This window comes from Aquipseudomonas ullengensis (assembly GCF_014174475.1).
In the GTDB taxonomy this organism is placed as follows: Bacteria; Pseudomonadota; Gammaproteobacteria; order Pseudomonadales; family Pseudomonadaceae; genus Aquipseudomonas; species Aquipseudomonas ullengensis.
This window is the reverse complement of record NZ_JACJUD010000003.1, coordinates 37,244-58,552: the sequence shown is the minus strand read 5'-3', so window position 1 is coordinate 58,552 and position 21,309 is coordinate 37,244. Positions and strand designations below refer to the sequence as shown.

Below are 21,309 nucleotides of genomic sequence, written 5' to 3'. Positions count from 1 at the left end.
GTCACTGGCCCTCCGCTGGTTTCGGCATGGCCGACATGAATGTGATCAGCGCGCGGAAATCCTGCTCCGAGCACTGCATGCACAGCCCCAGCGGCGGCATGCCCTGGAAGCCATTGATGCTGTGGTCCAGCAGCGTATCCATGCCCTTCTCCAGGCGCGGCGCCCAGGCGGCGCTATCGCCGGTCAGCGGTGCACCGGCGGCGGGGTTGGCATGGCACTGCTTGCAACTGGCGCCATACAGCTGCGCCAGCGCCGCATCCGCCGGCACGCTCTGCACAGCGGTTTGTGCCGGCGGCGCATCATCACCGCAGCCAGCCAGCAGCACGCCCAGCCCCAACAGCATGGCCCAGCCGCGCCAGACACCGGCCGACCTCAGCCCCCCATTTCGCCCTGCCCGCATAGTTTCCTCCGCGCCTTTGCTCATCTCGATAACGCCACACTAAAGCAGCGGCGCGTGGCGTATGAGGTCTCAAACGGCCAGCCAAGAACAGCACAACGGCCAAAACCCGGCGCAGATTCGGCGCGGCTACGCACCGTTGCGACTGGCCGTTTCTGCCCCCTTTCGCGGCCACTCCACCCCTGTGGATCTGTACGACCCTTGCTAACGTGGACACATCAGCCACTACAGGAGCCCGCACCGTGAGCACAGCGAACGACAGCATCCACGACTGCGGCGATGCCGTGTGCATCATCGGCGGCGGCCCCGGCGGCCTGTGCATGGCCCGCGCACTCAAGCGCCAGGGTCTGGACTACGAACAGTTCGAGCGCCACAGCGATGTCGGCGGCGTGTGGGACATCACTAACCCCGGCACGCCGATGTACGAGTCCGCGCACTTCATCTCCTCGCGCGACCTCTCCGGCTTTCTCGACTTCCCGATGCCCAAGCACTTCCCCGATTACCCGAGTAACCGGCAGATCCTCGAATACGCCCGCGCCTTCGCCCACACCTTCGGCCTGTACGAGCACATCCGTTTCAACACCGCCGTCGAACACGTCGCCAAGCGCGAGGACGGGCGCTGGCAGGTGACCCTGCAAGGCGGCGAGAAGCGCTGCTACCGCGCCGTGGTCTGCGCCACCGGCTGCAACTGGGACCCGAACATGCCGGCCATCAAGGGCCAGTTCAACGGCGAGATCCGCCACTCGGTGACCTTCAAGAAGGCCGACGAATTCAACGGCAAGCGCGTGCTGATCATCGGCGCCGGCAACTCCGGCGCGGACATCGCCTGCGACGCGGCCAGCCACGCCGACAAAGCCTTTATCAGCCTGCGCCGTGGCTACCACTTCATTCCCAAGCACCTGTTCGGCCTGCCCGCCGATGAAGTCAGCGAGAGCGGCCCGCACCTGCCGCTCTGGCTGGTACGCCCGGTGTTCAGCCTGATCCTGCGCCTGATCAACGGCAACCTGACCCGCTTCGGCCTGCCCAAGCCGGACCACAAGCTGTTCGAAAGCCACCCGCTGATGAACACCCAGCTGCTGCACTACCTGCAGCACGGCGACATCCAGGCCAAGCCCGACCTCGACCACTTCGACGGCGATTACGCGGTGTTCAAGGACGGCAGCCGCGAGCAGATCGACCTGGCGCTGTACGCCACCGGCTACAAGTGGAGCTGCAAGTACGCCGCCGACTACTTCGAATGGAAGGGCGGGCGCCCGCAGCTGTACCTGTCGATCTTCAGCCGCCAGCACCACAACCTGTTCGGCATCGGCTACCTGGAAACCAACTCCAGCGCCTACAAGCTGTTCGACAACGAAGCCCACGCGGTGGCCTGCTACCTGCGCGACCAGCTGCAACGCCCCGAGCAGGCGCGCCAGTTCGAGCAGCTGATCGCCAACGACGACCCGGACCTGTCCGGCGGCATCGACTTCGTCAAATCCCAGCGCCACGAGGTGTACCTGGAAGTCCACGCGCTGAAGACCTACCTGCGCAAACTGCGCAAGAACATGGACTGGGGCGAGCTGGACGAGGGCTACTACGCCAGCTTGCGCCGCAGTGCGGCCACGCCCGCGTCGTGCGCACCAGCGCTCCCGTAGCCCGGACTTCAGTCCGGGAAACCGCCGCCCCGTACTGAAGTCCGGGCTACGCAAAATGACACCCAGGCGAGGACACGTCATGCACCCAGTGGTACTGATTACCGGCGCTGCCGGCGGCATCGGCCAGGCCATCTGCGAGCGGCTGATCCAGCGCGGCATGCGCCTGGTGCTGGTGGACATCCAGGCCGAGCGCCTGCAACAGGTGGCCGAACGCCTCGGCGAACAGGCCACGCCGTTCGCCGCCGACCTCACCGACCACGACGCCCTCGCCCGCCTGATGAGTTTTGTCGAAGAGCGCTTCGGCCGCCTCGACATCCTCATCAACAACGCCGGCATCGCCCGTGTGGAAGCCTTCGACGAACGCTCGGTAGAGAGCATCCTCGGCGAGCTGAACATCAACCTGGTCGCGCCGCTGGTGCTGACCCGCCTGGCCATCCCGCTGCTCAAGCGCTCGGCCGATGCGCGGGTGATTTCCACCGTGTCCCTGGGCGGCATCTTCCCGCTGCCGGAAACGCCGATCTACGCCGCCAGCAAGTTCGGCCTGCGCGGCGCCATGCTGTCGATCGGCCTGGACCTGGCGAGCAAGGGCATCAAGGTCGGCTCGATCCTCCCCGCCGCCACCGAGACGGCGATGCTGCGCCATGAAGCCATCCACGGCGGCAACGCCCTGCAATTCATCGACCCACCGCAGCAACCGGAAGACGTCGCCGAACAGGTCCTGCTGATGCTCGACAAGCCTTGCCTGGAGCGCACACCCAAGGCCAGCGAGTCGTGGCTGTCCAACCTGGCGATGCTGTTTCCCAACCTGCTCCCCAGGACCATCCTGCTGTTCAGGAAGCGCGGCGAAAAAGGCCTGCAACGCTACCTGGAGTCCCTCGGCGAACGCGGCCTGGCGCAACGGGTGAATGGCCGCTGGGAGTTGAAGTAGGTGTTTTCGCTGAGAACAAAAAGCCCGCATCAAGCGGGCTTTTTGTTGGGCGACAGATTCGCTTTCGGTCGGTCAGAACGACTTGCTGGCGCTAGCCACCCAGGTGGCGCTGCAGGTGTCCTGGAAGCCGTAGTAGCTGTAGCAGTCCTGCTGCGACAGGTCGGTGTCGACGAAGCTCAAGCCCCAGGTGATGCCCACCAGTTCGCGGGCCAGCGTGGCTTCCCATTCGTGGTAGCTGCTGGTGCCGTCGCCCGAACCACTGACGAACAGCGGGTCCTTGAAGTCCATCCGCCCGTAGCGCAGCTCCAGCCCCAGTTCGAACGGTAACTGGGTCTCGTAGCCGAGGTAGCTGTAGAGGGTGTCCTGGTCGTCGCCGAAGAAGTTCGGCACGTCGTTGGAGTAGTAGGCCGCCGCCTTGAAGCCATAGGCGCTGAGGATGGCGTAGACCTCGCTCTGGTTGAACTGCGATTCGCGCGGGTAGCTGTACTTGACGTAGCCGAGGTCGAGGCCGATCTCGTCGCTGGCCTGCCAGTACCAACCGGCGTAGTAGTCGACCTCCTGACGGGTCTTCAGGCCCAGGCCGAAATCGACGTTGGAGGTCCAGGCGCCGGCATACAGGCCGCTGCTGTGCAGCAACGTGGCGCCAGCCTGGGCAGCCGGGTCGCCGAGGGTCTGGGAAATGCCGCGGGTGCGGTAGTCGCTGGCCAGGGTCAGGTCGATCTGCACGGCGAAGTCGTCGTTGATCGGCAGCGCCTGGCTGCTCAGCGGGGCCAGCAGCAAGCCGCCCAGGACACACAGGTGGGAGTGTTTCATGGCTCTCTCGATTGTTGTGGTTGTTATGGCAGAGACGGGCAAGGCGTTGCCGGGCCCCGCACATGTGGGCCCGGCGACACGCGATGGAAGCTGTTGTTAGCGGGGTGCGACGTAGACTTCGCGACCGGCGAAGTAGGTGCTGAGCACCTGGGTGTCGTGCAGGGCCTTGTCGTCGACGCTGAACACATCACGGTCGAGGACGATGAAGTCGGCCTGCTTGCCGGAGGCCAGCGAACCGATCTGCGACTCCAGGCCGATGGCCCTGGCCGCGTTCAGGGTGTAGGCGTAGAACATGGTTTCGCGGTCGATGGCTTCCTGGGCATTGAGCACGCCCTTGGGGCCCTTGCGGCTCACCGCCTGGTAGATGGCGAACCAGGGATTGGGCGTGGTCACCGGCCAGTCGCTGGCGCCGGCAATGGTGGCGCCATTCTTCAGCAGCGAACGCGCCGGGTACTGGAAGTGGAAGGCCATGGCGCTGATGTACGGCTGCACCAGGTCGATCGACACGTCATCGGCGCTGGCCCAGTAGAGCTGCATGGAAGCGATCACCCCGAGCGGCTTGAAGCGGGTGAACTCCTTGGGATTGACCATCTGCAGGTGAGTGATCGAGTGGGCGATGCCGCTCTGCCGGTCCTTGCGCGCCTGCTCGATGCCATTGAGCGACTCGCGCACCGCACGGTCACCGATGGCATGGATGTGCACCAGCCAGCCACGGGCGTCGGCCGCGCTGACCAGCTCACCGAAGTGCGCCGGGTCGATCAGCAACTCGCCGTACTTCTTCGAGTTCTTGTAGGGCTCCAGCAATGCGGCGGTCTGCGCCGGGAATTCCGGCACGCCATCGGCGAACACCTTGATTCCCGGCAGGGTCAGGTTGGGCACACCCTGGAACTGCTCGCGCACCTGCTCGATGACATCGAGATCGGCCGGGCGGCTTTTCGGGTGCACCACCAGCAAGGCGGCAACGTGAGCATTCAGTTCGCCGCGCTCGGCCAGTTGCTTGTACACCGGCAGGATGCCGACCGACTTGGCCGTGGGCTTGAGGTCGAACAGTGCTTCACCCGGTGCGCCGTTGGCCGCCGGGTCCATCCAGGCGGTGATGCCCAGTTGGTGGTTGTAACGCAGCGCGGCACGTCCGGCTTCCAGCAACTGAGCATCGCTGGCCGCCGGCATCTGCGCCATGGCCGGGTCGAGACCGGCGTCGGCGAGGAAGCCATTGGGCTGCAATTGTTCATCGTGACCGATGGTGTTGCGCGCCTCGCCCTGCAGCGCCGCCACTCGTGCCTGGTCGATGCCGGCACGTTTCAGCATGGCCCGGTTGGCCCAGCCGGTGTGGTGATCCCAGCCGATGAAGAAGATCGGCACTTGCGCCCACTCGCCCTGGTTGAAGCGCTTGTCGAACTCCGCCAGCTGGCTCCAGTAGGCCGATGGCATGCCGCCCACGCTGAGGATGTCGCCCTGCTTGGCCTTGCCATCGCGCAGGCGCCGCTCCAGCTCATCGAACGGCAGGAGCTGGCCCTCGGCGCTGGCCGACGCCAGTTCCAGGCCGCCAAAAATGGCGTGGGAGTGCGAGTCGATCAGCCCCGGCATCAGCACCTTGCCGCCGAGGTCGACCACCTGGGTGCCGGACTCCTTGAGCGCCAGCAGAGCACTGCTGGCGCCCACCTGCAGGACCTTGCCGTCACTCACCGCCAGCGCCTGCTGGAAGCCCTGGCCGGGCTCGCCGGTGAAGATTTTGCCGTTATGCAGGATCAGGTCCACGGCCGCCATGCTTTCCATCGAGGAAAAAGAAACTGCCATGGCGAGCAGCGCAGGAATCACCGGTTTCATCGCACACCCCTTTGTTTTTATCGAGTCAGGGCGGAGACTACCGATGCGCGGGCAATCGAAGAACGCCACAACCCGCACAACTCCTGTGCCTTCTAGGAACGAATGGATGGACAAGCTCAGCGCCCTCACCATGTTCGTCGCCACCGCCGAACACGGCAGTTTCAGCCGCGCCGCCGAGCACCTGGGCAAGACGCCCTCGGCGCTGACCAAGGCCGTCGCCCACCTGGAAGCCGAACTCGGCGCGCGCCTGTTGGTGCGCACCACACGGCGCATGGCCCTGACCGAAGCCGGGCAAATCTATCTGGAAGGTGCGCGCCAGGCCCTGGCCAACCTGCACCAGGCCGGCGAGGAAGTCGGCCAACTGCAGCACGAGCTGCGCGGCACCCTGCGCCTGATCGCCCCGCCGTCGTTCGGCCCGGCTTTTCTCGGTGAAGCGTGCCGGCGCTACATGCGCCGCCATCCGCAGGTGCATCTGGAGGTGGACCTGAGCGACACCTTCATTGACCTGATCGACGGCAGCTACGACCTCGCCCTGCGCGATGGGCCCACCGAGTTGCCCGGGCTGATCGCCCGCCCGCTGACCGAGAACCGCATACTGCTCTGCGCCAGCCCCGCCTACCTGCAGCGCAAACAGCTACCGGTGACCCCTGACAACCTCGCCGAACACGACTGGCTGATGTTCCGCCACCCGCTGCTCAACCGGCATTTCTGGTGGATGCGCCAGGGCGACAAGCGCATCCGTTATGACCATCCGACCCCACGCCTGACCAGCGACAACTACGACTTCCTGCTCGCCTGCCTGCTCGACGGCCAGGGCCTGCAGGTTCTTCCGCGCTGGAGTGCCGCGCCCTACCTGGCGCGTGGCGAGCTGGTGCAACTGTTACCCGAATACTGGCTGGAGCCGGACGCCTTCGGCCCCTGGGTGCACCTGCTCTACCTCGCCCACCGCCGGCAGACACGCAAGGTGGTGGCCTTCATCGAATGCCTGGACGAATACCTCGCCGAACAGGGCCTGGCCTGGCGCCCATAAAAAGCCCGCACAGGGCGGGCTTGTGGTGTGCACAACCGACGCTCAGCGCAGCTGCTCGACCATCCCGGCCACCACCGTCAACACATCGCGGGCCAGGCGCTTGGAGCGCACACCATTCCAGCCGGTGCGTGGGTTGGGGCTGAGGTTGTGGTCCTTGAACGGCATTTCCACGGTGTAGGACAGGCAGTCATACGTCTGCCCGACCCAGTTGCAGGCCAGTGCCAGGTTGGCCTGGCCCGGCTCATCGCGCGCATAGCCGTGCTGAACCTGGAACTCGCCAATGGCCATCAGTTGTTCGCGGAAGGTGTTTTCCAGGGCATCCAGGCGCGGAGTGAAACCGGGATTGCCTTCGCAGCCGGCGGTGAACACGTAGGGGATTTCCTCGTCGCCGTGGATATCGAGGAACAGGTCGACGCCAATCGCCGCCATCTGTTGCTGGACGAACAGCACCTCGGGGCTCTCCTCGGCGCTCGGCGCCTGCCAGGCGCGGTTGAGGTCCTTGCCGGCGGCATTGGTGCGCAGGTTGCCGTGGAAGGCGCCGTCCGGGTTCATGTTCGGCACCAGGTACAGCTCGGCCTTGGCCAGCAGTTGCTGCAGCTCGGCATCGTCGTTGGCCAGGCGCTCGATCAGGCCTTCCATGTACCACTCGGCCATGTGCTCGCCGGGGTGCTGCTGGGCGATCAGCCACAGCTTGCGCGGTGCACTGGAACCGCGGCTGACGCGCAGCAGCGGAATATCGCGGCCCTGCACGCTCTTGCCGGTGGCCAGCAGTTCGACCCCGGGAATGCTCAGGGCCTGCTCGATCAGCCGCTCGTGACGGGCGCGGCTGTAGGGTTCGAAATAGGCGAACCAGGCCTGCGCCTGGCTGGCGTCCAGCTCGAAATGCAGGCCGTTCTGGTCGAAGTGGGTGGGGACGCGGAACCAGTCCTGCTGGTCGTAGGAGGCCACCGCCTGGTAGCCGCTCCAGGCATGCGCGTAGGACGACTGCGCGGCATTGGTCAGGCTGAAGCCATGACGACTGCCGGGCACCAGGCCTTCGGCCTTGAAGTGGAACCACTGGAAATGCGCACTGGCGATGTCCGGGCGGATGGCCAGCAGCACCTGTTGCGGGTTGCTGGCGTCCAGCACCTGGATGTTGCCGCTGTCGAAGTCGCTGCGAATGTTCATGGGCCGCTCGTGAGGCAGAGAAATACCGGCGAATTGAAGCGCGTTCACCGTGCCACGTCCACGCAGACCCTGCGACCACGGGGCCACCGTAGGAGCGAGCTCTGCTCGCGAATCAGCCGCGTAAAAAGCTTCGCGAGCAGAGCTCGCTCCTACAGAGCCGTCGTCTGGCCGTCATCAGATCCGCTGCAGGCGGCGCCAGCCGAGGACGATGCCGCTGAGGCTGATGGCCAGGCCGCCGAGGCTGAACAGGATGACCAGCCCCTCACGCAGCAACGGGCGCTCCAGCAGCGGCAACCAGTCCCAGCTGTGCAGCAGGTTGAACAGCCAGCGCGAGACACGTTGGCGCTGGTCGAGCTGTTCGATCAGCGCACCGCTGTAGGGGTCGAGGTGCACCCAGCTGGCGGCGGGATCGGCGAAACGTGCGCGCAGCATGGGCAGGCGCTTGCGTTGGTGGCCGTACATGCTCTGCTCGGCCCGCGGGTAGTAGTAGGCGTCGTAGCGCTCCAGCCAGTCGAACTGCACGGCCACGCCCGGCAGCATGGCGCGCGCGGCCTGCTCCAGGGTACTGGCGGGCAGTTGTGCAATCACCTCCGCGCCCTCGACAACGGCCAGGAGACGACTCTCGCCTGCGGCGTCGTAGGCCACCCGGTAGAGCTGGCCGCCGACCCTCTGCCAGTGCACTTCCCGCACCAGCAGGCCGGCCTGGCGGAACTGCGCCAGCGTTTCGGCCAGCGGCTGGCGATCAGTAGCGACGCTCAGATCACCGCCCCGATAAGCCGCCGGAGCCAGCGTCGATGAACTGGCAAATAGCTGCCAGGGGTTCATCGACATCAGCCCGCTGAAGATCCAGGCGATCAGCACCGCACCGAACAGCAGGCCACCGATGTGATGCCAGCGCGCGAAGCCACCGGCATAAGGCGAGCGCGAGCCACTGCGATAGGGTTTGGTGAAACGCCAACGGAGCAGGCCGACGACCTGCCCGAGTAGCGCCATAAGGGTGGCGGCCAGCGACAGGTAGATGACGATCTGCGCCCACCAGGGGCTGTCGCGCAAGGGATAGAGCCAATGCAGCCAGGCGCCCAGCCAGTTCCAGGCGCGCTCGTTGCGGCTGGCATCGCGCACCACCGCGCCGGTGTGGCCGGAGATGTACAGCAGGCTGCCCGCCGCGTCGGCCACCTGCACGCGGTGTAGCGGCCGATCCGGGTCGAGGGCGCGCGAATGGCTCCAGGTGTCTTCCTGCACCTGGTCGAGGTACTGCACCGGGGCCGCACCCGCGAACTGGCGCGCGCTGGCCAACGCCGCGGGCGCATCGACCATGGCAACTCGCTGGCCGCTGCGGGCATCCACCGCTAGGCGCGTGCCGTCGGCATAGCCGAGCAGGTAGCGCGGCGTGCCGGCGACGCTGCTCAGGCGCAGCGTGCTTGGGGCCTCGCTGCGCCCACTGGCGGCCAGCGCCTGGCCCGGGCTGACGCAGCAGTCAGCCGAGGGCAGGTCGGGCAGATGCGCCAGGTGCTCGGCCGGGGTCAGCTTGGGATAGCCGACATACAGCATGACCACCCCGGAGACGAACCACAGCGCCATGAACAGGCACAGGCCGATGCCCAGCCAGCGGTGCCAGAGGTAGAAGTAGCGTTTGATCGCCATACCGTCCCCTTAGAACCGCGTATCCACAGCCACCTCGAAGGTACGTGGCGCACCCATGTAGTAGAGCGTGCCGTAGGCCTGCTTGGCGTAGACCTCATCGGTGAGGTTGCGCACCCGCGCGGTCACCGCCGTGTGCTCGTCCACCCGGTAGCGGGCGAAGGCGCCGTACAGGGTGTAGGACGGTGCCTCGAGGGTGTTGGCATTATTGGCGAACACCGCATCGACGTAGCGTGCATCCACTCCCGCCTGCCAGGCCGGGGCGATGTCATAGGTCAGCCAGGCATTGGCGACGTTCTCCGGCACGTTGGTCGGGCTGTTGCCTTCGCGCGATACCGACACGCCGTTCACCGCCTCGTTGAACTCGTCGTACTGGGCGTCCACGTAGGCGTAGTTGGCTTCGGCCAGCAGCTTCGCGGTGACCTGCAGCTTGCCGGCCAGCTCGATGCCGCGTGAGGTCTGCTGCCCCGCCTGGACGGTCAGGTTGGGGTCGTTGGAGTCCTTCACGGTGAAGTCGCGACGGACGATCTGGTATAGCGCCACGGTGGCCGACCCGTGCCCATCGAGGAAGTCGAACTTGCTGCCAACTTCCCACTGCTCGCCGGTAGTCAGGTCATACAGGCCGACCTGCGAGTAGGTCGCCGAGGCCAGCGAGCCGGCCGGTGGATCGGCGGCGGTGCTGTATTGCACGTAGACGTTGGCCGCCGGGGTCAGCGCGTAGACCAGGCCGACGCGGCCGGTAACCGGTTCCCAGGTGCGCTCGAAGAAAGCCGGGCTGGTGGCCGATACCGTGCCGTAGTTGGTCACCTCCATGTGCAGATGGTCGTAGCGCAGGCCGGTCAGCAAGGACAGGCGCTCGGTCAGCTCCAGGCGGTTTTCCAGGAAGCCGGCCAGGGTGGTGACCTCATGCTTGCGCTGTTTCTGCAGGCCGCCGTTGACGCCGGGGATGTCGTAGAAGCTGCCTGGGTCGAAGTGATCCGGGTCGATCGTGTCATAGGGGCTGGAGCTGAACTGGCCGTTGGGGTACAGCTTCTGCTGGTTCACCGAGTAGTCCAGGCCGGCCGACCACTGGCTGAACAGCCCGAACAGTTGAGCGTCATGGCGCAGCTCGAAGCGATTGCCGTCGACCTGCTGGTCGTGCCGTTGCAGGTAGGCCGAGCCACGCTCCAGGCGGCTGTTGTCGGCGTTGTAGACGTAGTTCTCCAGGTTGCGGTAATCGCGCTGGGCGTCGTAGTGATAGAGGGTGTTCTGCAGGCTGGTGCTGTCGCTGATCTGGTAGTCGATGATCGAGCGCACCCAGCGCACGCGCTGTTCGTAGCGGCCGTCGGCGACGTTGTAATTTTCGAAGCGGCGGTCTTCGTCGATCTTCATGGTGCCGCCCACCGGGTTGAGGATCGGCGAGCCCCAGTACGGGCTGTCTTCCTGGTCCTCCTGGTATTCCAGGGCCAGGGTGTGGCTGAGGTTGGGCGTCAGGTCGCTGAGGATGGAAAACGCCGTGCTGGTCGATTCACGCTCGTTGCGATCCATGTAGCCGTTGCCGGCCGTGCGACTGACGTCCAGGCGCGCGAAGTGCTTGGGATCGGGGCCGCTGCTCAGCGCGTGATTGACGCCGATGGCCATCTCCGAGCTGTCGTAGCTGCCGTAGCGCACGCGCCCTTCCACCGCCTGTTCCTCGCGGCTGGCCAGTTTGGTGATGTAGTTGATCGAGCCGCCAACCGCGCCAGCGCCGTAGAGGAAAGTCGAGGGGCCGCCGATCAATTCCACGCGGTCATAGATCCAGGCATCCACCGGGCGCGTAGCGCTGCTGTAGCTCATGCCGATGCCGTTGTAGAGCTGGGTGACCTGCCCCGCGGTGAAGCCGCGGTAGGACACATAACCGCCGTAGCCCGGGTTGGCCGAGGCGTTGACCCCGGTCATGGTGTTGATCACGTCCTGGGTGTCCTTGGCGCCACGTTCCTCGATGACGCGACGGTCGGCGACGCTGACCGAGGCCGGGGTTTCACGGGCGGTCAGGCCCAGGCGCGAGCCGGTCTTGATCGGTTGGTCGAGCTCCACGCCCGAGGGTTTGTCGAGGGTGCCCTCGACGGTCAGAGCGTCCAGCTCGACGGGCACGTGATCCGCCCACGCCAGGTTGCAGGCGCCGAGCAACAGCACCACAGAGGTGTTTCTTATAGTCATGGAGACAACTTCCACGCGAATAGTGATGGCTGCTTCGTGTGGCTACGCCAGGGCGCAGACCGACCGAATCAGACGGCTTGAGTCACTGCGGGGAAGTAGGCAGGAGAGGCGCGGGGGTTCAGCGAGGGCCACTGATAACGGGGCGGTGGCTGCGCCCAGCTGCGCACGATGATCGGTGCCACGGCGCTGCCCGGTACATAGTCCAGGGCCCAGCTCGCCGAGTTGATCGCCACCGCGACGGCGAAGGAAGAACACAGCGGGCAACTGAACGACGCGGTGGCTTGCTGGGTCGACTGCGAACCGCCGAGATCGACACCGGGGCCACTGTCGCTGCCCACAGAACAGAACGCGCCGTTCAAACCGCTCAGGCTCAGGCCGCTCATTTGCCCGTGATGAATACCGCAGGCGAACAGACTGAACAGGACGCTGGCGTACAGCACCCATGCAATCAGCGAGCGGTCATCGCGGGCAAGGTTCATGGCGGCGACTCTAGCATCAGGTGTTCCGGCGCAGAAGTGGCGGTGCGCGGTCAATTGCCGCAGAGCGCCGACGCTGGCACATGGCACGGCTCGGCACCTCCTGCCCTACTGCGTCTACGGCACTGCGCATGGCCGTTGAACCCGTCTGCGCCGCCGTGGGTATACTGCCCCGGCGGAGGCGCCTGGCGGCTCCGGCGTTTCCATCCCGCCTGCAAGAGCATCCATGAGCACAGCGAAACCCGTGGGCCCGCGCGAGCAGCGCAAAGCCGAAAGCCGTCGACTGATCCTGCAGGCCGCCATCCAGGTGTTCGAGCAGGCTGGTTTCGAGGGCGCCTCGACCCGCGAGATCGCCAAGCGCGCCGGGGTCGCCCAGGGCCTGGTCACCTATCACTTCGAGAACAAGGACAAGCTCTGGCGCGAGGCGGTCAAGGCGGCCTTCGCCGACGTGCCGCTGATGGCCGAGGTACCACCGGCAGCCAGCGCCGAGCAGGTGCGCGCGATCTTCCGTGAGTTCATTCGTGGCTATGCGCGGCTGTGCATGCAGTCCTCGGGCATGGCGATGCTGCTGTACCAGCAGATCGGGCAGAAGGACGAGCGCTTCGACTGGCTGGTGCGCGAGCAGTTTCTGCCCACCCAGCAGCGCCTGCAGCCGCTGTACGACGCCTGCCTGGCAACCGGGCTGATCAAGCCGATGCCCTTCGAGCACTTCTGCTTCAGCCTGGCCGGGCTGACCAATACCTACTTCGCCCTGGCCGACGTGTACCACATCGCCACCGACCTGCACCCCGCCGATGGCGAGGTGGCCGACAGCATCGTCGCGCATATCGAAAGCCTGTTCTTCGCCTGAAATCCATCCAAAGAAAAACCATCTGCGGCCTGTCGCCGGCTGTGCCGTGGTTGACTAAAAGTTGCCCAACCCTGTAAATGGCTGTTCACTCGAACAACGAAATTGTTTGCCGTCATTCCCCAGAGGTTGCGCAACATGAATAACAAGAGAGTGGTCATCACCGGCGCCGGCAGTGGCATCGGCCGCGAACTGGCCCTGCAATTCGCCGCCAAGGGCTGCCAGCTGGCCCTGGCCGACGTCAACAGCGCCGGCCTCGACGCGACAGTGACCCTGGCCCGCGCCGAGGGAGCCAGCCAGATCATCAGCGCTGCGGTAAACGTGGCGGACGAAGCCCAGTTCAATGACTTTGCACAAAGCGTGAATGCGCAACTGGGCGGCGTCGACGTGGTCATCAACAATGCCGGCATCACCCGCTTCGGCGAGTTCGCCTCGACTTCGGCGGAAGCCTTTCGCAGCGTGCTGGACGTTAATTTCTGGGGTGTGGTGCATGGCAGCCGCGCGTTCCTGCCGGCACTGCGCAGCAGCCGGGGCAGCCTGGTCAACATTTCCAGCCTGTTCGGCCTGATCGGCGTCGCCGGCCAGGCGCACTACTGCGCCAGCAAGTTCGCCGTGCGCGGCTTTACCGAATCGCTGCGCCAGGAACTCAAGGAAGACGGCGTGCATGTCGCCTGCGTGCACCCGGGCGGCGTGCGCACCGGTATCGCCAGCAACGCGACCTTCGACCAGGCCGTCGACAACCCGGCGGACGTGGTGCGCAACCTCGAGGAAAAGGCCCTCAAGCTGGCGCCCAGCGAGGCGGCTCGGATCATCATCGACGGCATCGAACGCCGCCGCGAGCGCATCCTGGTCGGCGGCGACGCCAAGTTCGTCGACCTGCTGCAGCGCCTGTTCCCCCGCGCCTATGCCGATATCGTCCAGCGCGTGCTGGGCAAGGCCTCGAACATGCGCAAGAAGGTGACGGCATGATCGACAAACGCCTGATCCGTTCGCGCTCGCTGCGTTCGCGCCTGGTCAGCCTGGTGCTGCGCAGCAAGCTGAAACCCATCCTCACGGCCGAGCACTTCGATCACGTGCGCTTTCGCGCCTGGCTGGAGCGCAACAACGCCAAACGCAAGCCCGCAGCGGGCGTCTCGGTCACGCCCGGCGAGCACGCCACGCTCAAGGGCGAATGGAACCTGCCGGACGCTGCCACGCCGGGCCGTTGCATGCTCTACCTGCATGGCGGTGGCTATATCTTCGGCTCGTCACTCACCTACCGCGCCTTCACCACCCAACTGGCCAAGCGGGCCAACTGCGCGCTGTTTTCCCTGGACTACCGCCTGGCGCCCGAGCACCCGTTCCCGGCCGCCGTGGACGATGCCGTAGCGGCCTACCTGTGGCTGCGCCAATCCTTCGCAGCCGAGCAGATCGTGGTGTCCGGGGACTCCGCCGGTGGCGGCCTAAGCCTCGCCCTGCTGCTGGCACTCCAGGCCCAGGGCCACGCGCTGCCTGCTGGCGCGGTGCTGCTCTCGCCCTACACCGACCTGCTGGCCAGTGGTGAATCGCTGCACAGCAACGGCAAGCACTGCGCCATGTTTGATGCCAACGCCATCCAGCGCGCCGCCGCCATCTACCTCAATGGCCAGGACGGCGCGTGGCCACTGGCGTCGCCGCTGTATGGCGACTTCCAGGGCTTCCCGCCCATCGCCATCCATGTCAGCGACAGCGAAGCCCTGCGCGATGACTCCTACCGCGTGGCCGAGCGCCTCGACCAGGCTGGCGCCCCCGTGCAACTGAGCATCTGGAAAGGCCAGGCGCATGTCTGGCCGACCTTCTATCCGTTGTTGCCGGAAGCCGGCACCTGCCTGCGCGAGATGGCCGACTTCGCCCAGCAGTGCTGGCAGGCCGCCGCCGTTGCGACGGCCGCGTCGACCCCCGCCTTGGCGGAGGCCAGCGCATGAGCGAGGTGCTCGACTACGTCATCGTCGGCAGCGGCTTCTCCGGGCTGGGCATGGCGATCGAGCTGAAGAACAGCAGCCGCCACGACTTCGTCATCCTCGAGAAGGCCGCCGACATCGGCGGCTGCTGGCGCGACAACACCTACCCCGGCTGCGGCTGCGACATCCCCTCGCACCTCTACTCGTTCTCCTTCGAGCAACGCCCGGACTGGTCGCGCAAATACCCGCTGCAGCAGGAGATCCACCAGTACCTCAAGCACTGCGTGGCCACGTACGGGCTCGCCCCGCACCTGCGCCTGAATGCCGAGGTGCAGCGCCTGCGCTACCTCGACGAGGAGCGCCTGTGGTGCATCGAACTGGCCGACGGCAGCCAGCTGCGGGCGCGCTTCGTCATGCTCGGCAAGGGGCCGCTGCACGTGCCGTCGATTCCCGACCTGCCAGGGCTGGACAGCTTCCGCGGCAAGGTCTTCCACTCTAGCAACTGGGACCACAGCTACGACCTGCGCGGCAAGAAGGTCGCCTCGATCGGCACCGGCGCCAGCGCGATCCAGTACATCCCGCAGATCGCCCCGCTAGTCGAGGAGCTCTCGCTGTTCCAGCGCACCCCTGCCTGGGTGCTGCCGCGCCCGGACCGGCGCATGAGCGGCGTGGAGCAGAAGCTCTTTGCGCTGTTCCCGCCCCTGCAGTACCTGTATCGCCATGTGCTGTTCCGCGTGCACGAGATGCGCCTGAAGGCCATGCAGGCCGGCAGCTTCGCCAATCGCATGGCCAGCCGCATGGCCAAGCGGCACATCGAGCAGCACATCCCCCAGGCGGACAAGCGCCGCAAGCTGACGCCGAACTACATGCTCGGTTGCAAGCGCATCCTGATCTCCAACGACTACTACCCGGCCGTCGCCCGCAGCAATGTCGAGCTGATCGCTTCCGGGGTCAGTGCCGTCGGCGAGCACCATGTGATCGCCACGGATGGCACGCGCAAGGAAGTCGACGCGATCATCTTCGGCACCGGTTTCGAGGTGATGGATGCCCTGGTGCCGCCTGGCTTCATCATCGGCCCCGGCGGCGAAGACCTCGGCCAGCGCTGGCTGGAACAGGGCACCACGGCCTTTCGCGGCGTGTCGATACCGGGCATGCCCAACCTGTTCTGCCTGATCGGGCCGAACAGCGGCCTGGGCCACAACTCGATGATCCTGATGATCGAGGCGCAGATCGGCTACATCCTCAACTGCCTCGACCACCTGCAGCGCAACGGCCTCAGCCAGCTCGACGTACGCGACGAGGTGGCCCGCGACTACAGCGAGGCGATGCAGGTCGAACTCAAGGACTCGGTCTGGCTGTCGGGTTGCAGCAGTTGGTACCTGGGCAAGGACGGCCGCAACGTCACCCTCTGGCCGGCCGCCGTGGCCACTTACCAGAAGCTGATGAAGTCATTGCCGCTGGCCAGCTACCGCTGGGACTGAGCCCCAAACGAAAAAGGCCCGTAGCATGCGCTACGGGCCTTTTCTTTACCGCCGGACAATCTTCGATCAGAACGGGATGTCGTCGTCGAAGCTGTCGTAGTCGGCAGCCGGCTGCTGGGCGGCCGGTTGCGGTGCCGGACGCTGCTGCGGGGCGGACTGTTGCGGTGCCGGGCGCGACTGCTGCTGGCGCGGGGCGTATTCACCGCCGCCTTCGCTGTTGTTGCCACGGCCGCCGAGCAGTTGCAGGGTGCCGTTCATGTCGACCACGATCTCGGTGGTGTAGCGCTTGACGCCGTCTTTTTCCCACTCGCGGGTCTGCAGACGACCTTCGATGTAGCACTGGCCGCCCTTGCGCAGGTATTCACCGGCGATTTCCGCCAGCTTGCCGAAGAACACCACACGGTGCCATTCGGTACGGTCCTGCTGCTGACCGGTTTGCTTGTCTTTCCAGCTATCGGTAGTGGCGAGGGTGATGTTGGTCACCGCGTTGCCATTGGGTAGATAGCGGGTTTCCGGATCGCCGCCGACGTTGCCGATCAGAATGACTTTGTTAACCCCACGGGCCATTTCGTTCTCCTAAGCTGAATGCGTATCCGCGGCATCTTCGAGCACACGCTCGAGCAACTCGCGGTCCAATTGTTGGGTGTCCACTTTGATGTACAACGCGGTCTCCTCGGCGACCACCACGGCATCACTGACACCGGGTACTGCGAGGATGCGACCTACCAGTCCACGATCCGCCAGCGCAGCTGCTACGAGCGGGCGGCGCAAACTGGTCACATAAGGCGGCTCGCGCATAGTAGCAGCTGCCAGCAGCCAAATAACCCCCAGCAGTGCACAGCCGACGAACACCAGCCCGAGCCCGCCATGCTGGTACAACCAGCCCCCGAGAATGCCGCCCAGCGCCGCGCCGAGGAACTGGCTGGTGGAGTACACGCCCATCGCCGTGCCCTTGCCGCCGGCCGGCGCGACCTTGCTGACCAGCGATGGCAGCGAGGCTTCGAGCAGGTTGAACGCGGTGAAGAACACCACGATGCCCGCCACCAGCGCATGCAGGCTGTGGCCGAACAACCAGAAGAACAGCTCGCACAGCAGCAGCACCAATACCGCACCGCTGAGCACGCGCTTCATGCGGCGCTTTTTCTCGGCATAGATGATGAACGGCACCATGCCGAAGAAGCCGATCAGCAAGGCACTCAGGTAGACCCACCAGTGCTCTTCCTTGGGCAGCGCACCCTCGTCCACCAGCGCCAGCGGCAAGGCGACGAAGCTGGCCATGAGGATCGCGTGCAGCACCAGAATGCCGATATTCAGGCGCAGCAACTCAGGGTTGCGCAGCGTCGCACCCAGCGCCTGGCGCGCCACGTTGGATTCGCGATGGGCCAAGGTGCGCGACGCCTTCGGCACCAGCAGGGCGATGATCAAGATGCCCAGCAGCGCCATGCCGGCGGTGACCCAGAACAACCCGGACAGGCCGTAGGCGCGGGTCAGCAGCGGGCCGACCACCATGGCCACGGCGAAGGACAGGCCGATGCTCATGCCGATCATGGCCATGGCCTTGGTCCGGTGCTGTTCGCGGGTGAGGTCGGAGAGCAGCGCCATCACCGCAGCGGAGATCGCCCCGGCGCCCTGCAGCACGCGGCCAGCGATCACGCCCCAGATCGAGTCGGCATTGGCCGCCAGCACCGCACCGGCGGCGAAGATCAGCAGGCCGACGTAGATGATCGGCAGGCGGCCGATGCGGTCGGAGAGGATACCGAAAGGGATCTGCAGCACGGCCTGGGTCAGGCCGTAGGCACCAATGGCCAGGCCGATCAGCGCCGGCGTGGCGCCCGCCAGGTCCATCCCGTAGGTGGCCAACACCGGCAGCACCATGAACATGCCCAACATGCGGAAGGCGAACACCAGGGCCAGGCCACCTGCGGCGCGGGTCTCACTGGCGCTCATGCGCTCGCTGTGCGGATCGTGCATTGCAACACCCCATGAAAACGAGGCGGCGATTCTACCAGCCGCAGCCCGTCCGGCACAGGCGTGACGCTTTGCCGCGCGGTAGCCCGGAGCCGTATACTTCGCGGTTTCCGGGCGCCAAACGAGGCTGCTGTTCGTGGATAAGATTCTGATTCGTGGTGCACGTACCCATAACCTGAAAAACATCGACCTGACCCTGCCGCGCGACAAGCTGATCGTGATCACCGGCCTGTCCGGTTCCGGCAAGTCATCGCTGGCCTTCGACACGCTCTACGCCGAGGGTCAGCGCCGCTACGTCGAGTCGCTGTCGGCCTACGCCCGGCAGTTCCTATCGATGATGGAAAAGCCCGATGTCGACACCATCGAAGGCCTGTCGCCGGCGATCTCCATCGAGCAGAAGTCCACCTCGCACAACCCGCGCTCGACCGTCGGCACCATCACCGAGATCTACGACTACCTGCGCCTGCTCTACGCCCGCGTCGGCATTCCGCGCTGCCCCGACCACGATGTACCGCTGGAAGCACAGACCGTCAGCCAGATGGTCGACCAGGTGCTGGCCCAGCCGGAAGGCCGCAAGCTGATGCTGCTGGCGCCGGTAATCCGCGAGCGCAAGGGTGAGCACCTGTCGGTATTCGAGGAGCTGCGTGCACAGGGCTTCGTCCGCGTGCGGATCAACGGCAAGCTGTACGAGATGGACGAGCTGCCCAAGCTCGACAAGCAGAAGAAACACAGCATCGATGTGGTGGTGGACCGCTTCAAGGTTCGCGAAGACCTGCAGCAGCGTCTGGCCGAATCCTTCGAGACCGCACTCAAGCTGGCCGATGGCATCGCCCTGGTCGCCCCCATGGATGATGAAGAAGGCGAGGAAACCATCTTCTCCGCCCGCTTCGCCTGCCCACATTGCGGCCACTCGATCAGCGAGCTGGAACCCAAGCTGTTCTCCTTCAACAACCCCGCCGGCGCCTGCCCGACCTGCGACGGCCTGGGCGTGAAGCAGTTCTTCGACACCCGCCGCCTGGTCAACGCCGAGCTGACCCTGGCCGAAGGCGCAATCCGCGGCTGGGATCGACGCAACGTCTATTACTTCCAGATGCTCGGCTCGCTGGCCGCACACTACGGCTTCAGCCTGGAAATCCCCTTCGAGGAACTCAGCCAGGAGAATCGCCAGGCGATCCTGCATGGCAGCGGCAAGGACAACGTCGAATTCCGCTACCTCAACGACCGTGGCGACATCGTCAAACGCGCCCACCCGTTCGAAGGCATCGTGCCGAACCTGGAGCGGCGCTACCGCGAAACCGAATCAACCACCGTGCGCGAGGAACTGGCCAAGTTCCTCAGCACCCAGGCCTGCCAAGATTGCCGTGGCACGCGCCTGCGCCGTGAAGCACGCCATGTGTGGGTCGGCGACAAGACCCTGCCGGCCGTCACCAGCCTGCCGATTGGCGATGCCACCGACTACTTCGGCGGCCTGAGCCTGACCGGTCGGCGTGGCGAGATCGCCGACAAGATCCTCAAGGAAATCCGCGAACGCCTGCAGTTCCTGGTCAACGTCGGCCTTGATTACCTGACCCTGGACCGCAGCGCCGACACCCTGTCCGGTGGCGAAGCGCAGCGCATCCGCCTGGCCAGCCAGATCGGTGCCGGCCTGGTCGGCGTCATGTACATCCTCGACGAACCCTCGATCGGCCTGCACCAGCGCGACAACGAGCGCCTGCTCGGCACCCTGCGCCACCTGCGCGACATCGGTAACACGGTGATCGTGGTCGAGCACGACGAGGACGCCATCCGCATGGCCGACTACGTGGTCGACATCGGTCCGGGCGCCGGCGTGCACGGCGGACGCATCGTCGCCGAGGGCACCGCCGCCGAGGTCATGGCCCACCCGGATTCGCTGACCGGCAAATACCTGTCCGGGCGCGAGAAGATCCGCTACCCGGCCCAGCGCACGCCGCGCAACAAGAAGCTGTCGCTGAAGATCAAAGGCGCACGCGGCAACAACCTGCGCAACGTCGACCTGGATATCCCGATCGGCCTGCTCACCTGCGTGACCGGCGTGTCCGGCTCAGGCAAATCGACGCTGATCAACAACACCCTGTTCCCGCTGGCCGCCACCGCCCTGAACGGCGCGACCACTCTGGAAGCCGCCGTGCACGACAGCATCGACGGCTTGCAGCACCTGGACAAGGTGGTCGACATCGACCAGAGCCCGATCGGCCGTACGCCGCGCTCCAACCCAGCGACCTACACCGGCCTGTTCACCCCGATCCGCGAGCTGTTCGCCGGTGTGCCCGAGTCGCGCTCGCGCGGTTACGGCGCCGGACGCTTCTCCTTCAACGTCAAGGGCGGCCGTTGCGAGGCCTGCCAGGGCGACGGCCTGATCAAGGTGGAAATGCACTTCCTGCCGGACATCTACGTGCCCTGCGACGTGTGCAAGAGCAAGCGCTACAACCGCGAAACCCTGGAAGTGAAGTACAAGGGCAAGAACATCACCGAAGTGCTGGACATGACCATCGAGGAAGCGCGCGAGTTCTTCGACGCGGTGCCGGCGCTGGCGCGCAAGCTGCAGACGCTGATGGATGTCGGCCTGTCCTACATCAAGCTAGGGCAGTCGGCGACCACCCTCTCCGGCGGTGAGGCGCAACGGGTCAAGCTGAGCCGCGAATTGTCCAAGCGCGACACCGGCAAGACCTTGTACATCCTCGACGAGCCGACCACCGGCCTGCACTTCGCCGATATCCAGCAACTCCTCGACGTACTGCACCGCCTGCGCGACCACGGCAACACCGTGGTGGTGATCGAGCACAATCTGGATGTGATCAAGACCGCCGACTGGCTGATCGACCTCGGCCCCGAGGGTGGCTCCAAGGGCGGCATGATCATCGCCACCGGCACCCCGGAAGAGGTCGCCGACATGCCGCAGTCGCATACTGGCTACTTCCTTAAGCCGCTGCTGGAACGTGATCGCAGTTAAGGGTCCGTCCAGACATGAAAAAGCCCCGCATC

Annotated in this window: 17 protein-coding genes; 8 read left to right on the top strand and 9 right to left on the bottom strand. The window is 65.6% G+C overall.

The features are described from left to right. Position 1 precedes the first annotated feature (1 nt). Entirely contained in the window at positions 2-400 is a 399-nt protein-coding gene (locus H3H51_RS09630; protein WP_235981338.1) for a c-type cytochrome, read from the bottom strand. A 239-nt stretch (positions 401-639) separates the two neighbouring features. Here H3H51_RS09630 and H3H51_RS09625 point away from each other — a divergent pair, with 239 nt between their 5' ends. Together H3H51_RS09625 and H3H51_RS09620 are read left to right on the top strand one after the other, a co-directional pair. Further along, positions 640-2,031, top strand: a complete 1,392-nt coding sequence (locus H3H51_RS09625) for a flavin-containing monooxygenase (protein WP_183088835.1) — start codon at positions 640-642, stop codon at positions 2,029-2,031. Between the two features lie 79 nt (positions 2,032-2,110). Continuing rightward, a complete protein-coding gene (locus tag H3H51_RS09620; RefSeq protein ID WP_183088834.1) occupies positions 2,111-2,959 on the top strand; it encodes an SDR family NAD(P)-dependent oxidoreductase in 849 nt (282 codons plus the stop codon). 72 nt (positions 2,960-3,031) lie between these two features. On the opposite strand, the gene H3H51_RS09615 is transcribed toward H3H51_RS09620, so the two are convergent. Continuing rightward, positions 3,032-3,772 (bottom strand): TorF family putative porin, encoded by a 741-nt coding sequence (locus tag H3H51_RS09615; RefSeq protein ID WP_183088833.1) that lies wholly within the window; start codon positions 3,770-3,772, stop codon positions 3,032-3,034. 96 nt (positions 3,773-3,868) lie between these two features. Then, entirely contained in the window at positions 3,869-5,599 is a 1,731-nt protein-coding gene (locus tag H3H51_RS09610; protein WP_183088832.1) for an amidohydrolase, read from the bottom strand. A gap of 106 nt (positions 5,600-5,705) precedes the next feature. Between H3H51_RS09610 and H3H51_RS09605 the strand changes: the two genes are divergently transcribed. Next, positions 5,706-6,629, top strand: a complete 924-nt coding sequence (locus tag H3H51_RS09605; protein ID WP_183088831.1) for a LysR family transcriptional regulator — start codon at positions 5,706-5,708, stop codon at positions 6,627-6,629. A gap of 42 nt (positions 6,630-6,671) precedes the next feature. On the opposite strand, the gene H3H51_RS09600 is transcribed toward H3H51_RS09605, so the two are convergent. The 4 genes from H3H51_RS09600 to H3H51_RS09585 form a co-directional block, all read right to left on the bottom strand. After that, entirely contained in the window at positions 6,672-7,796 is a 1,125-nt protein-coding gene (locus tag H3H51_RS09600; RefSeq protein WP_183088830.1) for a M14 family metallopeptidase, read from the bottom strand. Positions 7,797-7,970: 174 nt separating this feature from the next. Further along, positions 7,971-9,434, bottom strand: coding sequence for a PepSY domain-containing protein (locus tag H3H51_RS09595; protein ID WP_183089335.1), 1,464 nt, complete (start codon positions 9,432-9,434; stop codon positions 7,971-7,973). A gap of 15 nt (positions 9,435-9,449) precedes the next feature. Then, positions 9,450-11,615 carry a TonB-dependent receptor gene (locus H3H51_RS09590; protein WP_183088829.1) on the bottom strand — a complete coding sequence of 722 codons (2,166 nt, stop codon included), beginning with the start codon at positions 11,613-11,615 and terminating at the stop codon, positions 9,450-9,452. A 68-nt stretch (positions 11,616-11,683) separates the two neighbouring features. Further along, positions 11,684-12,094 carry a DUF2946 family protein gene (locus tag H3H51_RS09585; protein ID WP_183088828.1) on the bottom strand — a complete coding sequence of 137 codons (411 nt, stop codon included), beginning with the start codon at positions 12,092-12,094 and terminating at the stop codon, positions 11,684-11,686. Positions 12,095-12,317: 223 nt separating this feature from the next. On the opposite strand from H3H51_RS09585, the gene H3H51_RS09580 reads away from it, so the two are divergent. From H3H51_RS09580 to H3H51_RS09565, 4 genes are all read left to right on the top strand, one after another. Beyond that, positions 12,318-12,941, top strand: coding sequence for a TetR/AcrR family transcriptional regulator (locus H3H51_RS09580; RefSeq protein ID WP_183088827.1), 624 nt, complete (start codon positions 12,318-12,320; stop codon positions 12,939-12,941). 135 nt (positions 12,942-13,076) lie between these two features. Next, the gene (locus H3H51_RS09575; protein ID WP_183088826.1) at positions 13,077-13,907 is read left to right on the top strand and encodes an SDR family oxidoreductase; all 831 of its coding nucleotides are present in this window, start codon (positions 13,077-13,079) and stop codon (positions 13,905-13,907) included. Beyond that, the gene (locus H3H51_RS09570; RefSeq protein WP_183088825.1) at positions 13,904-14,881 is read left to right on the top strand and encodes an alpha/beta hydrolase fold domain-containing protein; all 978 of its coding nucleotides are present in this window, start codon (positions 13,904-13,906) and stop codon (positions 14,879-14,881) included. The genes H3H51_RS09575 and H3H51_RS09570 overlap by 4 nt, the downstream gene beginning before the upstream one ends. Next, positions 14,878-16,338 (top strand): flavin-containing monooxygenase, encoded by a 1,461-nt coding sequence (locus H3H51_RS09565; RefSeq protein WP_183088824.1) that lies wholly within the window; start codon positions 14,878-14,880, stop codon positions 16,336-16,338. The genes H3H51_RS09570 and H3H51_RS09565 overlap by 4 nt, the downstream gene beginning before the upstream one ends. Before the next feature lie 66 nt (positions 16,339-16,404). Here H3H51_RS09565 and H3H51_RS09560 read toward each other — a convergent pair whose 3' ends face one another. Both H3H51_RS09560 and H3H51_RS09555 read right to left on the bottom strand, forming a co-directional pair. Beyond that, positions 16,405-16,905 carry a single-stranded DNA-binding protein gene (locus H3H51_RS09560; protein WP_183088823.1) on the bottom strand — a complete coding sequence of 167 codons (501 nt, stop codon included), beginning with the start codon at positions 16,903-16,905 and terminating at the stop codon, positions 16,405-16,407. A 9-nt stretch (positions 16,906-16,914) separates the two neighbouring features. After that, entirely contained in the window at positions 16,915-18,309 is a 1,395-nt protein-coding gene (locus tag H3H51_RS09555) for an MFS transporter (RefSeq protein ID WP_183088822.1), read from the bottom strand. Positions 18,310-18,442: 133 nt separating this feature from the next. On the opposite strand from H3H51_RS09555, the gene uvrA reads away from it, so the two are divergent. Then, positions 18,443-21,277, top strand: coding sequence for an excinuclease ABC subunit UvrA (gene uvrA, locus H3H51_RS09550; protein WP_183088821.1), 2,835 nt, complete (start codon positions 18,443-18,445; stop codon positions 21,275-21,277). Positions 21,278-21,309 lie beyond the last annotated feature (32 nt).

Coding starts and splice junctions, on each gene's coding strand:
- H3H51_RS09630 (WP_235981338.1), bottom strand. CDS start 400: ATGCGGGCAGGGCGAAATGGGGGGCTGAGGTCGGCCGGTGTCTGGCGC.
- H3H51_RS09620 (WP_183088834.1), top strand. CDS start 2,111: ATGCACCCAGTGGTACTGATTACCGGCGCTGCCGGCGGCATCGGCCAG.
- H3H51_RS09615 (WP_183088833.1), bottom strand. CDS start 3,772: ATGAAACACTCCCACCTGTGTGTCCTGGGCGGCTTGCTGCTGGCCCCG.
- H3H51_RS09610 (WP_183088832.1), bottom strand. CDS start 5,599: ATGAAACCGGTGATTCCTGCGCTGCTCGCCATGGCAGTTTCTTTTTCC.
- H3H51_RS09605 (WP_183088831.1), top strand. CDS start 5,706: ATGGACAAGCTCAGCGCCCTCACCATGTTCGTCGCCACCGCCGAACAC.
- H3H51_RS09600 (WP_183088830.1), bottom strand. CDS start 7,796: ATGAACATTCGCAGCGACTTCGACAGCGGCAACATCCAGGTGCTGGAC.
- H3H51_RS09590 (WP_183088829.1), bottom strand. CDS start 11,615: ATGACTATAAGAAACACCTCTGTGGTGCTGTTGCTCGGCGCCTGCAAC.
- H3H51_RS09585 (WP_183088828.1), bottom strand. CDS start 12,094: ATGAACCTTGCCCGCGATGACCGCTCGCTGATTGCATGGGTGCTGTAC.
- H3H51_RS09580 (WP_183088827.1), top strand. CDS start 12,318: ATGAGCACAGCGAAACCCGTGGGCCCGCGCGAGCAGCGCAAAGCCGAA.
- H3H51_RS09575 (WP_183088826.1), top strand. CDS start 13,077: ATGAATAACAAGAGAGTGGTCATCACCGGCGCCGGCAGTGGCATCGGC.
- H3H51_RS09570 (WP_183088825.1), top strand. CDS start 13,904: ATGATCGACAAACGCCTGATCCGTTCGCGCTCGCTGCGTTCGCGCCTG.
- H3H51_RS09565 (WP_183088824.1), top strand. CDS start 14,878: ATGAGCGAGGTGCTCGACTACGTCATCGTCGGCAGCGGCTTCTCCGGG.
- H3H51_RS09560 (WP_183088823.1), bottom strand. CDS start 16,905: ATGGCCCGTGGGGTTAACAAAGTCATTCTGATCGGCAACGTCGGCGGC.
- H3H51_RS09555 (WP_183088822.1), bottom strand. CDS start 18,309: ATGCACGATCCGCACAGCGAGCGCATGAGCGCCAGTGAGACCCGCGCC.